At 43.2% G+C, this 14,454-nt stretch carries 10 protein-coding genes; 9 read left to right on the top strand and 1 reads right to left on the bottom strand.

What is annotated here, in order from left to right; genetic code table 11:
* Positions 1–6 precede the first annotated feature (6 nt).
* The 5 genes from T356_RS0113330 to T356_RS0113310 all read left to right on the top strand — a co-directional run bounded on the left by T356_RS0113330 (position 7) and on the right by T356_RS0113310 (position 10,064).
* Positions 7–2,115, top strand: a complete 2,109-nt coding sequence (locus T356_RS0113330) for a glutamine synthetase III family protein (protein WP_035781158.1) — start codon at positions 7–9, stop codon at positions 2,113–2,115.
* A 22-nt stretch (positions 2,116–2,137) separates the two neighbouring features.
* Positions 2,138–6,688, top strand: a complete 4,551-nt coding sequence (gene gltB, locus T356_RS0113325; protein WP_035781156.1) for a glutamate synthase large subunit — start codon at positions 2,138–2,140, stop codon at positions 6,686–6,688.
* A gap of 82 nt (positions 6,689–6,770) precedes the next feature.
* Positions 6,771–8,261 carry a glutamate synthase subunit beta gene (locus T356_RS0113320; protein ID WP_026514905.1) on the top strand — a complete coding sequence of 497 codons (1,491 nt, stop codon included), beginning with the start codon at positions 6,771–6,773 and terminating at the stop codon, positions 8,259–8,261.
* Positions 8,262–8,469: 208 nt separating this feature from the next.
* Positions 8,470–8,979, top strand: a complete 510-nt coding sequence (locus T356_RS0113315) for a hypothetical protein (protein ID WP_026514904.1) — start codon at positions 8,470–8,472, stop codon at positions 8,977–8,979.
* 5 nt (positions 8,980–8,984) lie between these two features.
* The gene (locus T356_RS0113310; protein ID WP_155839040.1) at positions 8,985–10,064 is read left to right on the top strand and encodes a hypothetical protein; all 1,080 of its coding nucleotides are present in this window, start codon (positions 8,985–8,987) and stop codon (positions 10,062–10,064) included.
* Positions 10,065–10,196: 132 nt separating this feature from the next.
* On the opposite strand, the gene T356_RS0113305 is transcribed toward T356_RS0113310, so the two are convergent.
* Positions 10,197–10,817 carry a hypothetical protein gene (locus T356_RS0113305; protein ID WP_026514902.1) on the bottom strand — a complete coding sequence of 207 codons (621 nt, stop codon included), beginning with the start codon at positions 10,815–10,817 and terminating at the stop codon, positions 10,197–10,199.
* A gap of 214 nt (positions 10,818–11,031) precedes the next feature.
* Here T356_RS0113305 and T356_RS19490 point away from each other — a divergent pair, with 214 nt between their 5' ends.
* The 4 genes from T356_RS19490 (at position 11,032) to T356_RS0113285 (ending at position 14,452) form a co-directional block, all read left to right on the top strand.
* Complete coding sequence (locus T356_RS19490; RefSeq protein WP_051563439.1) at positions 11,032–12,189, top strand: SLC13 family permease; 1,158 nt, start codon at positions 11,032–11,034, stop codon at positions 12,187–12,189.
* A 64-nt stretch (positions 12,190–12,253) separates the two neighbouring features.
* Positions 12,254–12,814 (top strand): GNAT family N-acetyltransferase, encoded by a 561-nt coding sequence (locus T356_RS19485; RefSeq protein WP_035781154.1) that lies wholly within the window; start codon positions 12,254–12,256, stop codon positions 12,812–12,814.
* Between the two features lie 76 nt (positions 12,815–12,890).
* Complete coding sequence (locus T356_RS0113290; RefSeq protein ID WP_026514901.1) at positions 12,891–13,742, top strand: damage-control phosphatase ARMT1 family protein; 852 nt, start codon at positions 12,891–12,893, stop codon at positions 13,740–13,742.
* A gap of 20 nt (positions 13,743–13,762) precedes the next feature.
* The gene (locus T356_RS0113285) at positions 13,763–14,452 is read left to right on the top strand and encodes an aspartate/glutamate racemase family protein (RefSeq protein ID WP_026514900.1); all 690 of its coding nucleotides are present in this window, start codon (positions 13,763–13,765) and stop codon (positions 14,450–14,452) included.
* The last annotated feature ends 2 nt before the right edge of the window (positions 14,453–14,454 follow it).

The following is a 14,454-nucleotide window of genomic DNA, read 5'->3' as shown; positions in this document are numbered from 1 at the left end:
AATAAAATGATTGATGCAGAAAGATTAACAGAAGAATTTGGATGTCTTGTTTTTAATGACAAGGTCATGAAGGACAGACTCCCTAAGGACATATACAAAGCAGTTCACAAGACAATTGAGAAAGGAACACATCTTGAGCTTGATGTTGCAAATTGCGTTGCAGCTGTAATGAAAGAGTGGGCAGTAGAGAACGGTGCTACACACTTCACGCACTGGTTCCAGCCTATGACAGGTCTTACAGCCGAGAAGCATGACAGCTTCATTTCACCTACGGAAGACGGCAAGATCATCATGGAGTTTTCGGGAAAAGAGCTTGTAAAGGGTGAGCCTGATGCTTCAAGTTTCCCTTCAGGAGGACTTCGTGCAACATTCGAAGCAAGAGGATATACAGCATGGGATCCTTCATCACCGGCATTTATTAAAGACGGATCTCTTTACATTCCTACAGCATTCTGCTCATACGGCGGAGAAGCTCTTGATAAAAAGACACCTCTCTTAAGATCAATGGAGGCTCTTTCAAGAGAAGCTGTAAAAATGCTCAAGCTCCTTGGATATGAGGATGTAAACAGAGTAAGCACAACAATCGGTTCAGAGCAGGAATACTTCCTTATCGATAAGGATGATTACAAGCTCAGAAAAGACCTTCTTTTCACAGGTAGAACACTTCTTGGTGCGCCTGCAACAAAAGGTCAGGAGATGGAAGATCACTACTTCGGTGTTATCAAACCTAAGGTTTCAGCATACATGCACGATCTTGACGAGGAACTATGGAAACTCGGAATTCCCGCAAAGACAAAGCACAACGAGGTTGCTCCTTCACAGCACGAGCTTGCACCTGTATTTGAGACAGCAAACATTGCTGTAGATCACAACCAGCTCACAATGGAAGTTATGAAGAAGGTTGCCGACAAGCACAACTTCGCATGTCTCTTACATGAGAAGCCGTTCGAGGGAATCAACGGTTCAGGTAAGCACAACAACTGGTCTGTCTGCACAGATACAGGAATGAACCTCTTAGATCCCGGAAAAAACCCCGGTGAGAACACTCCCTTCCTTGTATTCCTTATGGCAGTTATCGCAGCTGTTGATGAGTATGCACCACTTCTTAGACTTTCCGTTGCATCTGCAGGAAACGATCACAGACTTGGCGGAAACGAGGCGCCTCCGGCAATCATTTCAATTTTCGTTGGTGACGAGCTTAGCGAAGTACTTAAGGGTGTTGAAGAAGGAAATGCATACCACAGCAAGGGCAAAGTTCAGATGGGTATGGGAGCAGAAGTTCTTCCTCATTTCACAAAGGACAACACAGACAGAAACAGAACATCACCTTTCGCATTTACAGGTAACAAGTTCGAGTTCCGTATGCCCGGTTCTGCAGTTTCTGTAGCAAACGCAAACATCGTTCTTAACACAGCTGTTGCAGAAGAGATCACAAAGATCTATGCAAAGCTTGAGGGCGTTGAGAAAGATAAGCTTAATGACAAGATCGCGGAAGTACTTAAGGAGACACTTGTAGCTCATAAGAGAGTTCTCTTTAACGGAAACGGATATACAGATGAATGGGTAGCAGAGGCCGCAAAGAGAGGACTTCCCAACCTTAAGTCACTTCCCGATGCACTTCCTTACTTCAAGGAAAAAGAGTCAGTTGAACTCTTCACAAAGCACGGCATCTTCACTAAGGAAGAGATTGATTCAAGATATGAGATTCTCCTTGAGAACTATTCAAAGTCAATCCACATCGAGTCTTTGACATTGCAGGAAATGGCTAAGAAAGACCTCATGGAAGGACTTATCGCATATCAGAGCGACCTTCTTGATGAAGCATCAGGAAAGAAGAGTCTTCTCGGAGAAAAGAGTGCAGCATTCGAGATTGAGACACTCAAAGCAATTGACGAAGCTCAGGGCAAGATGAGCGAAGCTCTTAAGAAACTTGCAGCTGATACAACAGTTGCTGAGGGTAAAACTGAGGTTCTCGATCAGGCAGCTTACTACCAGAAGACAATTCTTGCAGATATGGATGAAGTGAGAAAGTATGCTGATGCTGCAGAAGCACTTGTTCCTGACAGCTATCTCGGATATCCGACATACGGACAGATGCTTTTCTCATTAAGATAAAAAGGAAAAAGGAAGGATAAAAATGGAAACTTGGATGAATGAACATGATGCCTGCGGTATAGGTGCAGTCATCAATATAGACGGAAGTGCAGACAACAAAGTTCTTGACGATGCGCTCAAGGTAGTAGAAAAACTTGAGCACAGAGCAGGAAAAGATGCAACAGGAAAAGTCGGTGACGGTGTAGGAATTCTTGTACAGATTTCTCACAGATTCTTTTCTCTTGAAGCTAGAAAAATCGGTATTTCTCTTAAAGAAGCAGGCGATTACGGAATAGGGATGTTCTTTTTTCCTCAGGAACCTATGAAGCGTATGTTTGCAAAGCGCATGCTTGAAGTCATTGCTGAAAAAGAGAATCTTAAGGTACTTGGTTGGAGAGATGTTGAGACTCATCCCGAAATTTTGGGTGAAGTAGCAAGAAACTGCATGCCTCATATTTCTCAGTGCTTTATTGAGAGACCTTCGGATGCGGCAAGAGGAATTGAATTTGACAGACGTCTTTACTGCCTTAGAAGAGAGTATGAGAAATCTTCTGAAGATACTTACATCTGTTCATTTTCATCCAGAACCATTGTTTATAAGGGAATGTTCCTTGTAGGACAGCTTCGTAAGTTCTACGAGGACCTCCTTTCTCCTGACTACAGAACAGCGATTGCGCTTGTGCACAGCCGCTTTTCAACAAATACAACTCCTTCGTGGCAGCGAGCTCATCCGTACAGGATGATCGCCCACAACGGAGAGATCAATACAATCCGCGGAAACAGCGACAGAATGCTTGCCAGAGAAGAGACTATGTCTTCTGACGTTTTCGGAGATGACCTTTCAAAGGTTTATCCCGTTATCTCATCTTCGGGCTCTGATTCCGCAATGCTCGACAACACACTTGAGTTCCTTTACATGAACGGAATGGATCTTCCTCTTGCAATGATGCTCGCAATTCCCGAGCCTTGGAAGCACAATGACTTCATGGACAAGGACAGAAAAGATTTCTATCATTACTATGCGACAATGATGGAGCCATGGGACGGCCCTGCGGCAGTTCTTTTCACAGACGGCGAAGTATTTGGCGCAACACTTGACAGAAACGGTCTCAGACCTTCAAGATACTACGTTACAAAGGACGGAAGACTCATCCTTTCATCGGAAGTCGGTGTCCTTGATATTCCTGAAGAGAATATCATAAAGAAATCACGTCTTTCACCGGGACATATGCTCCTTGTTGATACAAAAGAGGGACGCATAATATCAGATGAAGAGTGTAAGAACAGGTACTCACAGGCAAAGCCTTACGGTGAGTGGCTTGACAGATATCTTTTGCACCTTAATAAGCTCAACATTCCCAACAAGAAGATTCCTACACATACACAGGAGATGAGGGATAAGCTTTACAAGGTGTTCGGATATTCATATGAAGATGTTAAACAGCAGATTCTTCCAATGGCGATGAATGGCATAGAGCCTACAGTTTCCATGGGTACAGATGTACCTCTTGCTATGCTTTCAACTCATCACCAGCCGCTTTTCTGCTACTTTAAGCAGCTCTTTGCTCAGGTTACAAACCCGCCGATCGACTCTCTCCGTGAGAAAGTCGTTACAGATACTACCGTTTATATCGGTTCTGACGGAAATCTGTTAAAAGAAAAGAGCGACAACTGCAGAGTTTTGGAAGTTAATAATCCGATACTTACAGGCGTTGACCTGATGAAGATAGAAGCTCTCGATCAGCAGGGCTTTTCGGTGAGAAAAATCTCACTTTTGTATTACAAGAATACTCCCGTCGAGAGAGCTTTGGAGCAGCTTAACATATCTGTAGACAGAGCTGTTGCGGACGGAGTAAATATCATTATCCTTTCAGACAGAGGAGTTGACGAGAACCATATGCCGATTCCTTCACTGCTTGCGGTTTCATCTGTTGAGCAGCATCTTGTAAGGACAAAGAGGCGCACAGCCGTATCACTCATCCTTGAGAGCGGCGAGCCAAGAGACGTTCACCAGATCGCAACACTTCTTGGTTTTGGTGCAAGAGCAATTCATCCTTATCTTGCACAGGAGTGCATTGCCGAGCTCATAGATATAGGAATTTTGGACAAAGATTATCATACAGCTATTGCGGACTACAACAAGGCACTTCTCGGCGGCGTAGTTAAGATTGCTGCAAAGATGGGTATCTCTACTTTGCAGTCCTATCAGTCTGCGAGAATTTTCGAGGCTATAGGTCTGTCAAAAGAGCTTGTTGATAAATACTTTACGGGAACAACCAGCAGAGTAGGCGGAATCGGCATAGAGGAGATCGGTGAGGATATCGAGCTTCGTCATGATAAGGCATTTGATCCTCTCGGACTTGCAACCGATTCAACACTTGATTCTATCGGATTCCATGCGCTCAGAAGCGGCGATGACAAGGAAGACCACATGTATAACCCCAAGACTATCGTTACTTTGCAGAGAGCGGTAAGAGAGGGCGACTACGATAGATTCAAGGAATATACACAGATGGTTGATGACGAGGACAGACCTCATACACTGAGAGCTCTTTTGTCCTTCGTACCTGCCCAAAAGCCTGTTCCGATCGAAGAGGTTGAGAGCGAAGAAGAAATCGTTAAGCGCTTCCAGACAGGAGCTATGTCTTACGGATCTCTTTCAAAAGAGGCTCACGAGACACTTGCTATCGCTATGAACAGACTCTCCGGAAAGTCAAATACCGGTGAGGGCGGTGAAGATGTTGCACGTTTCGGAACAGAGAGAAACAGTGCCGTTAAGCAGGTTGCATCGGGAAGATTTGGTGTTACAAGCAGATATCTTCAGAGCGCACAGGAAATCCAGATCAAGATGGCGCAGGGGGCAAAGCCCGGAGAAGGCGGACACCTTCCCGGAAAGAAGGTATACCCTTGGGTTGCAAGCACACGTTTTTCAACCCCCGGTGTTGCTCTTATTTCACCTCCGCCGCACCATGACATCTATTCAATAGAAGATCTTGCACAGCTTATCTACGATCTTAAGAATGCAAATGACAGAGCAAGGATCTCTGTTAAGCTCGTTTCTGAAGCAGGTGTGGGAACAATAGCTTCAGGTGTTGCAAAGGCAGGAGCACAGGTAATCCTTGTATCCGGATATGACGGAGGAACAGGTGCCGCACCTTCATCTTCTGTTCACCATGCCGGACTTCCTTGGGAGCTTGGTGTGAGCGAAGCTCATCAGTCACTTATAGACAACGGACTTAGAAGCAGAGTTGTTCTTGAGGCTGACGGTAAGCTCATGACAGGTAGAGATGTTGCTATCGCAGCACTTCTCGGAGCAGAGGAATTCGGATTTGCAACAGCTCCCCTTGTATGTATGGGATGCATGATGATGCGTGTATGCTCAAAAGATACATGTCCTGTCGGCATCGCAACTCAGAATGAGGAGCTCAGAAAGAGATTTACAGGTAAGCCTGAGTATGTCATGAATTTCATGCTCTTTGTTGCAAGACAGCTTCGTGAGATCATGAGTGAGCTCGGATTTAGAAAGCTTACCGATATGGTCGGAAGAACAGACTGCCTTAAGATGAGAAGCGTTCCCAAGGCAAGATGCAAGGACGCTGCAGATCTTAGCAGAATTCTTGACAGCAAATATGCAGGAATCGAGAAGAATCACTTTGATCCTAAGGATGTATATGACTTCGGACTTGTTAATACTTTGGATTCAAAGGTTCTTATTCCTGAGTATGAAAAAGGAAAGAATGCCCTTAAGGCAATCGCTGTTAAGGCAAATGAAGATGAGGAAAGAAAGGCAGCTGAATCCGAGAGAGTTAAGATGAAAGTCGATATCTCAAGTACCGACAGGAGCTTTGGTACACTTCTCGGAAGCAGAGTTACCAATGACTTTAAGAATACTCTTCCCGAAGATTCCGTATTTGTTGAAGCATACGGCGGTGGCGGACAGTCATTCGGTGCATTCCTTCCTAAGGGCGTTACTTTGAAACTTTACGGTGATGCCAATGACGGATTCGGTAAGGGACTTTCAGGCGGAAAAGTTATCGTAAGACCTTCCGAGAAAGCTACATATAAGGCACATGAGAATATCATCATAGGTAATGTTGCTCTTTACGGTGCAACAGCAGGAAAGGCCTATGTATGCGGTGTTGCGGGCGAGAGATTCTGTGTAAGAAACTCAGGAGCAATCGCTGTTTCCGAGGGATGCGGCGATCACGGTCTTGAATACATGACAGGCGGAAAAGCAGTCATCCTTGGAATGACAGGTAAGAACTTTGCTGCAGGTATGAGCGGCGGAATCGCATATGTTCTTGATAAGGAGCATACTCTTTATCTTAGAATGAATAAAGATATGGCATCTCTTTATGAAGTGACCGAAAAGTACGATATTGCAGAGCTTAAGCTGATTCTTGAAGATTATGTAAAAGAGACGGGCTCTGAGTACGGAAAAGAAATCCTTAAAAACTTTAAGAGCTATATTCCCGACTTTAAGAAGATAGTTCCAAACGATTATCAGAAGATGCTTACGGCAATAAGCAAGTTTGAGGAACAGGGAATAGACCACGACCACGCTGTGTTAGAGGCGTTTAAAGAACTGGCATGAACAGCGCATCGGCGCGACAAGAGTCACAAGTGACTCTTGAGCTAATGGGTTACTTCACTTCATATATAATAGGAGATGTAAAATGGGAAAAGAAACAGGCTTTCTTGAATATACAAGAACAAATAATAAAGATATCCTGCCTGAAGACAGAATTCTTAACTTCGAGGAGTTTCATGCTCCTCTCGATGTTAAGGAGAGAAGAGAGCAGGCAGCAAGATGCATGAACTGCGGAGTTCCTTTCTGTCAGTCGGCAATGAATCTGGGCGGAATGGTAACGGGGTGTCCTCTTCACAACCTCATCCCGGAGTGGAACGATGAGATTTACAAGGGACACGACGGACATGCTTTTGCAAGACTTCATAAGACAAGTAACTTCCCTGAGTTTACGGGAAGAGTATGTCCCGCACTTTGCGAGAAGGCATGTATGTGCGGACAGAACGGCGAAGCCGTAACGGTTCACGACAACGAGCTTTACTTAATAGAAACAGCTTTTGAAAAGGGCTATATCAAACCCGTAGTTCCTGAGATAAGGAGCGGCAAAAAGGTAGCTGTAATCGGAAGCGGTCCTTCCGGACTTGCGGTTGCCGATGAGCTCAATCACAGAGGACATAATGTTGAGGTCTTCGAGAGAGAAGATGAGATCGGCGGACTTCTCATGTATGGTATCCCCAACATGAAGCTTGATAAGAGCGTTATAAAAAGACGCAGAAAGCTCATGGAGGAAGAGGGCGTTGTATTCCACACAAATTCCGATATCGGTAAAAATGTGAGTGCTGCAAGCCTTAATGAGAAATTTGACGCGGTGGTTATGTGCTGCGGTTCCAAGAAACCAAGACCGCTTAACGTCGCAGATCCGGAGAAGATCAAAGGCGTTTACAATGCCGTTGATTTCCTTACACAGACAACAAAGGCACTTATGCAATGCCAGGATAAGAGTGCACAGACTCTTTCAAAGCACGGCGGCTTCATAGATGCAAAGGGCAAGAACGTTGTTATCGTCGGAGGCGGTGATACAGGTAACGACTGTATCGGAACTGTTATCAGACATGGAGCAAAGAGTGTTACGGCTCTTGAGATGATGCCCAAGCCTCCTGTAACAAGAGCAGCATCAAATCCATGGCCCGAATGGCCCAAAGTTCTTAAGACTGACTATGGCCACGAGGAAGCAATTCATGTTTTCGGAGAAGATCCGAGAGTATATGAGACAACAGTTAAGAGCGTAACAACGGATAACAAAGGAAATATCAAGAAAATCGAGACTGTTAAGGTTACTTTCAAAGATGGAAAGTTAACTGAGGTTCCCGGTTCCGAGCAGGTTCTTAAGTGCGATATTCTCCTTATCGCAGCCGGATTTATCGGATGTGAAGACTATTCTGCCGATGCGTTCGGACTTAAAAAGAGTCAGCGCGGAACAATTGTTACAGAAGCTGACAGTTATCATGTGCCGAATACAAAGCTCTTTTGCGCGGGCGATATGCACCGTGGACAGTCACTCGTTGTATGGGCTGTTTACGAAGGCCGCAGCTGTGCGAAGGAAGTTGATTCCTACCTGATGGGATATACAAACTTATAAAGATGCTCTAGACTCCCTTATCCGCTTACTTAGTAATAAGTAGGCAGGATAAGGGAGTTTTTTTATTATTAAACTCTTTTTAACAAATAATTACAAACGAGTTAACTTTTGTATTGAAAAAAACGACCTGTTGCGCTATAATTACTATTGTAAAGGCTGAATACTTGTAAGAAATGTTAAGCTAGTTTTTAGAAAAGAGGAGTAATTTATGAGAAAAAGCCTAATAGTCATGGTAACATGCCTGGTCCTTGCATCTGTTTGTGTGGGATGCGGATCGGAAAAAGAGTTAAGCATGGGAGATGTTGAGATAAATCCTATAGTTGAGGAAAAACCTGTAGTAGTAGATGAGAACGGAAAGGCTGTCAAGAAAGATGAGATCTCAGCCGATCTTAATCAGGTATTCGAGCAGTTTGAGGGCTCTTGGATATTTGATTCAAGACGTGGGGCGGCTGTTATGGTCGAGAAAGCTAACGACAGCATGTACACTTTTCCGGGAGCATCATGGGTGGTATCTATTTCAGGCGGAGATGTAATGACAGACCTTGACGTAGTTGAATACACTTCGAACACAATATCTTTTTGCAAAAAGAATGCGGATGGAGATTATTATTACAAACTGTCATTCGGAGATGATGTAAAGAGTATTGAGATGGCATGCGGAGACACACAGAATTCGGCAGATTCGGTACTTATCTGCAATGAGAAAAGTGAGGGATGACTTCAATGATAAAGGGGAAAAGAGAAGCCATAGCGAGCCATATCTTTTTCGTCCTGATGTTTCCGGCAGTATTATTTGCGGGGTGCGCAATGGATGAAAATGAGTCCGGGGGGACAGGAGTAGCTATACAGGACAATTTAGCAGAAGTTAGCAGTGCAGGCGATTTTCTAAGCGAGGGAAAAGATAGTGATACATCAGAGGGGGCTGCCAAAGAAGTGAATCTTGAGGATTTCCTGGGGGTAGACGGAATGACTCAGACAGAGCTCGATATCGAGGATTTTTGGGCAGCAAATGATGTAGATAATCTTATTGAGAAGTACAATAGTATAGAGATAGTGAGCTCTTGTTATGAGGACGGAGCAGCACTTCCTCTGTACACGAATAATTATTGGTATTCAAATGAATACAGAGCAAACATGAATGAGCCGGGTGATGCATATATTATCAAGGATGGTGTAAGGGTGGTAAGCCGTCCCGATTATATGAGCTCTGACAATAAGGAAGAGACCGGTGTCATGATAGAACTTTATTCTTCGCCTGACAGCAGGATAGAAAATGTTGTTGAGAATATCTATGCGAAGAAAGATGAGAACCTTATCAAGCGTTGCCTTCAGGGAAATGGGGAAGTTTATATAGAAGCAGAAAAAGAGATGGTATATCCCAATGAAGACGAGCTTGAGAATAAGGAACTCCAGGAAAAAACAACAAAATGGTGCATGGTCTTTGATGAGGAGACTAAAGAATTAAAGAGAGCTGCGATTTCATCAACAAATATTTTGGGTGGAGTAATAGATACACGTTACTACACGGTTACACTGGGAAGCGAGATGCCTGAGAAGTATTGGGCTTTGAAGAAGACTCTTGATGATAATTTAGCTGCTTCAGATGAAGACTCAAGAAATGTACATTTTGTATACGGAGCGGGAAATTCCACTAAAAAAGAAGGTGATTTTAAGGTAAAGAAGGGAACCAATGTTATATTTGAGACATCTAAGGGAAATCTTTTCCTTGATGCTGATGGTACTATTCCTTATGATTCATCGGATCTTACAAGTGATATTACGGTTTACAGATTAAAAAAATAAGAATAAGAAATAAAAAATATGAAGAATGCAAGGGGCTGTCGTTACGGCCCCTTTAAAAATAGAACAAAGAGTCGCGAGCGACTCTTTGTTCTTTGAAATTGTTATCAAATAAGAATTGTTTGCCTTTGTTCTTTATGAACAGATTGCAACACTTGTGGCTACGCCGCCTTCAACAGTGATCTCTAATACGAGCTCTGAATCGGCACAGCTTGCAAGGGCACTCTTAAAGTTACTCAAAGGAATTGAATCCTGACTGCCTACCATAGTGAACTTGGTATTTGAGTCAATCTTGAAGGAATATGATCCGTCATCTGAATTTGATGTCTGTTCCTCGCCTGCAGCACTGCTATATCCGTATACACCTGTGATAAGAAGCTCGTTGTCTGTAAGTGCGGTATCATAAGCAATACACAATACAGCACCATCTTCATCAGGGTTTCCAGCCTGATTCTTTCCGGTTGATAAAAGTGTTGCAGTATATACACCGTCATCTGTTACCGGAGTAGCGCTGCCACTCTTTACAAGTTCGCTGTCTGCGAAAGGATCTTCGCCGCCAACTTCCTGTGCAACAGATACTGATTCGCCGTCAGCAGTCTCTGCATCTGTATCGGTTGCGATATCAGTGTCGGATTCTGAATCATCGTATGATTCCATTACAATTTCATTAACCTCTTCTGAATCTCCCAGTGAACAACCAACTGAAAGAATTCCAATGGATAAGCAAAATAACATGCTTACTATTTTCTTTTTCATATAAAACCTCTCTCTACAATTATTAACGATAAATTAATTTTATCACAAGATTTTATTTTATCAAGCATAAGTCAATGCAAAACAATAAACTTTTCGTAACTTTTCTGATTTAAGGTGGATAAATTCTTATCTTGCGTGGAGATAGGCGGTGGAATATAATTGTCCTTACAGTTTTTTGCTGAGTAATATTTTTATGTCGGTTTGGAGATCTGAGATGTTTATTAAGTTTATTAAAAAAGAGATGGTACTTACGATTTCTTTTGTGGTAGCGCTTGTTTCAAGTTTTTTTGTCCGTCCGGATATGCAGTATATCGGATATATTGATTTTAGGACGCTCAGTATTTTATTTATGTTGATGCTTACGATGGCGGGGCTTCAGAAGCTGGGGATCTTCAAACAGGCTGGAGAGTTCCTTGTATATAAGGCGAGGGACACAAGAGAGATGATAGCGATTCTGGTCGCATTGTCTTTTTTCTCGGCAATGGTAATCACAAATGACGTGGCACTTATAACATTCGTGCCATTTACAATAATAGCTCTTGGAATTGCGGGGCGCACAGATATGCTAATTCTTACCGTGGTTCTCGAGACGATTGCGGCAAATCTCGGAAGTATGCTTCTTCCTATAGGCAACCCGCAGAATCTTTACCTTTATTCCAAGGCCGGGATGTCGCTTGGACAGTTTTTGGGATGTATGCTTCCTTATTCTATATTTGCATTTATCCTTCTTGCGGCGGTCATATTCGTGAGAGCCGACGGATCGGGTATCGAGAAGAGTGAGAAAGAGAAATTTATCAGAACAGGTAAGGAAAAGAGGCTGATTTTGGTTTATGCCCTGACCTTTGTGGTTGCAATCCTTGTGGTTGTAAGGGTTATTCCTTATGAAGCGGCACTTGCTGCAGTTCTTGCGCTTGTCCTTTTATTTGACAGAGAAACGTTAAAAAAGCCTGATTATTCATTATTGTTTACATTCATTTTTCTTTTTGTTTTTATAGGAAATATGAAGAGGATTCCGGCTTTTTCAAATGCTCTTTTATCTGCTGTTAACGGAAATGAAGTTGTGCTTTCCGTTGCGCTCAGTCAGGTGATAAGTAATGTTCCCGCGGCGATTCTTTTGTCCGGCTTTACGGGAAGTTACGACAAGCTGATCGTCGGAACGAATTTCGGAGGACTTGGAACGTTGATCGCTTCTATGGCGAGTCTTATCTCTTTTAAGCTTTATTGCAATACCAAAGATGCGAACAAGAATAAGTATATTCTTGTATTTACGGGATATAGCCTGCTGTTTCTGGCGGCACTTTCTTTTGCGCGAATGGGAATTTCTTCAGGCGCAGGAAGGTATGTAATGAATAGTCTTTCCTTTTTGAAATAGGAATAAGAAAGACTGATCTGATTCAGCTTTTTGATAAATTTAATAAAGAAAAGAGGTATTAAAAATGTACATGGAACCTGAGAAAATCATTTGCAAGAATGGCAAAGAATACAAGATGACATCAATAGGACCTGACAATGCTGTGGAATACTTGGATTTAATGTATCAGGTTTCAAGTGATACACATTTTATGGCAAGATACGGCGATGAAGTTAAGCGTGACGAAGCGGGAGTAGAAGCTGAGAAAGCCAGACTTAAGAGGCTTGCGGATGACGAGCGCCAGGCCATGATCTCTGTTTTTGACGGGGATAAGATAATCGGAAATGTTGCGGTTTACAGTAGCGGAGCGATTCACAGGAAAATGGCCCATCGCTGCAGCATGGGAATCGGTATCAGAAAAGAATACCGCGGACTGGGGCTTGGAAATATACTTGTGAACCGCGCGATTGAATTTGCCAAGGAATCGGGCTATGAGCTTATGGAACTTGGTGTTCTTTCCGACAATGAACCTGCGCGCTCTTTATATGAGAAGATGGGCTTTACCGAATGGGGACGACTTCCCGATGCTTTCAGGCTTGATTGCGGCAAGAGTATTGATGAGATAACGATGTACAAAAAGCTCTAAACCATGGTCTCTTGGGGACGGGGGTAGTGGACCGTTTTGAGTTACAGGCAAGTTACATACAGAAAAGGAGATTTGAATGCGAGTTACTGAAAGCTGTGCGAAATGTCTTTTTAATCAGCAAAAGAATCTTACAGATGACGAGGAATATCTTGCTGAGGTGAAGGCGATAATAGAGGGCAGGGATAAAGATGATACTTCACCTTATCTGGTATATAGGATCAACAGAGCTTATGAAGCCCGTTTTGGCAAAAAGGCTTCCTATAAAGATGTAAAGAAGAAGTTCAATGACCTTGTTATGTCTATGGAAGATGACCTTCGAAAGAAAATCGAGAGTTCAAAAGATCCGCTTTTTAAGGCGCTTGTTTTTGCAAGAATCGGAAATTATATAGATTTTGGCGCAATGAACAATGTTGATGAGGAGACGTTCCTTGCTTTGTTCGACGATCCGAAGATGAGAAGCGAGGATGAGGAAGATATCAGGTCGCTTTTTGCGCAGTGTGAGACTGCAAAGACATTTCTTTTGGTTGCGGATAATTGTGGCGAGATTGTACTTGATAAGCTGTTTCTTGAGCAGCTTGGCAAAAAATATCCGCAGCTTGAGATTTCCGTGATGGTAAGAGGCGCGGATGTGCTAAATGATGTTACGCTTGAAGACGCCGAATATGTAGGACTCGGTAAAAAATACAGGCTTATTCAAAACGGCAATTCCGCGGCAGGAACGATTTATAAGATGTTGTCTGATGAGGCCAGAAAAGCTATAGACAGCGCGGATATCATTCTTGCGAAAGGACTTGGAAATTATGAATCTATGTGCGGGCAGGGAAGACATATCTTTTTCTCATTCCTGTGTAAATGTGAGCTGTTCACAAACAGATTTAATGTTCCTAGATTAACGGGAGTGTTTGTTGAGGAAAGTTTTGCGGAATAATGTTTTAGACGGAGGAGAGTATGAAGACTATCGGACTTATCGGAGGAATGAGCTGGGAGAGCACGATCACTTATTATGAGATTCTTAATAAGGAGACGGCGGCGATACTTGGCGGGTTCCATAGTTCCAAGATTTTGATGTACAACGTTGATTTTGCCGAGCTTGAAAATAATATGAGTACCGGAAATTGGGACGGCAATGCGAAGATTCTTGCCGACGCCGCAGTGAGACTTGAGAAGGGCGGAGCGGATTTCATTGTGATTGCGACCAATACGATGCACAAGCTTGTTCCGTATATTGAGGAAAAGATAAATGTCCCGATCCTTCATATTTCTGACGCCACCGCTGATGCGATAAAGCGTGACGGTCACAGGAAGATTGCACTTCTTGGAACGAAGTTTACCATGACGCAGGATTTTATTAAGGACAGGCTTGTTAATGCGGGACTTGAGGTGATGATTCCCGATGAAGAAGATATTGAGCTTGTAAATGATGTTATTTTTAATGAGCTTTGCCTTGGAAAAGTACTTGATTCCTCTCGCAAGGAGTATCAGAGGATTATTTCATATATGAAAGATCGCGGCGCAGAGGGCGTAATCCTCGGCTGCACCGAGATAGGAATGCTTATTAAAGAGAAGGACAGTGTTCTTCCTACATATGATACGACAATCATTCATGCGACCGAGGCCGCGAGACTGGCGCTTGCGTGAAA

Origin of the sequence: Butyrivibrio sp. LB2008 (assembly GCF_000621565.1) — a bacterium.
In the GTDB taxonomy this organism is placed as follows: domain Bacteria; phylum Bacillota; class Clostridia; order Lachnospirales; family Lachnospiraceae; genus Butyrivibrio.
The sequence above is the reverse complement of the archived record's forward strand: the minus strand, read 5'-3'. Positions and strand labels throughout refer to the sequence as shown.

Bases quoted from the DNA above. Each gene is read 5' to 3' on its own strand.
- T356_RS0113315 (WP_026514904.1), top strand. From the start codon at position 8,470: ATGAGAAAAAGCCTAATAGTCATGGTAACATGCCTGGTCCTTGCATCT.
- T356_RS0113305 (WP_026514902.1), bottom strand. From the start codon at position 10,817: ATGAAAAAGAAAATAGTAAGCATGTTATTTTGCTTATCCATTGGAATT.
- T356_RS0113330 (WP_035781158.1), top strand. From the start codon at position 7: ATGATTGATGCAGAAAGATTAACAGAAGAATTTGGATGTCTTGTTTTT.
- T356_RS0113310 (WP_155839040.1), top strand. From the start codon at position 8,985: ATGATAAAGGGGAAAAGAGAAGCCATAGCGAGCCATATCTTTTTCGTC.
- T356_RS0113290 (WP_026514901.1), top strand. From the start codon at position 12,891: ATGCGAGTTACTGAAAGCTGTGCGAAATGTCTTTTTAATCAGCAAAAG.
- T356_RS19485 (WP_035781154.1), top strand. From the start codon at position 12,254: ATGTACATGGAACCTGAGAAAATCATTTGCAAGAATGGCAAAGAATAC.
- T356_RS0113285 (WP_026514900.1), top strand. From the start codon at position 13,763: ATGAAGACTATCGGACTTATCGGAGGAATGAGCTGGGAGAGCACGATC.
- T356_RS0113320 (WP_026514905.1), top strand. From the start codon at position 6,771: ATGGGAAAAGAAACAGGCTTTCTTGAATATACAAGAACAAATAATAAA.
- T356_RS19490 (WP_051563439.1), top strand. From the start codon at position 11,032: ATGTTTATTAAGTTTATTAAAAAAGAGATGGTACTTACGATTTCTTTT.
- gltB (WP_035781156.1), top strand. From the start codon at position 2,138: ATGGAAACTTGGATGAATGAACATGATGCCTGCGGTATAGGTGCAGTC.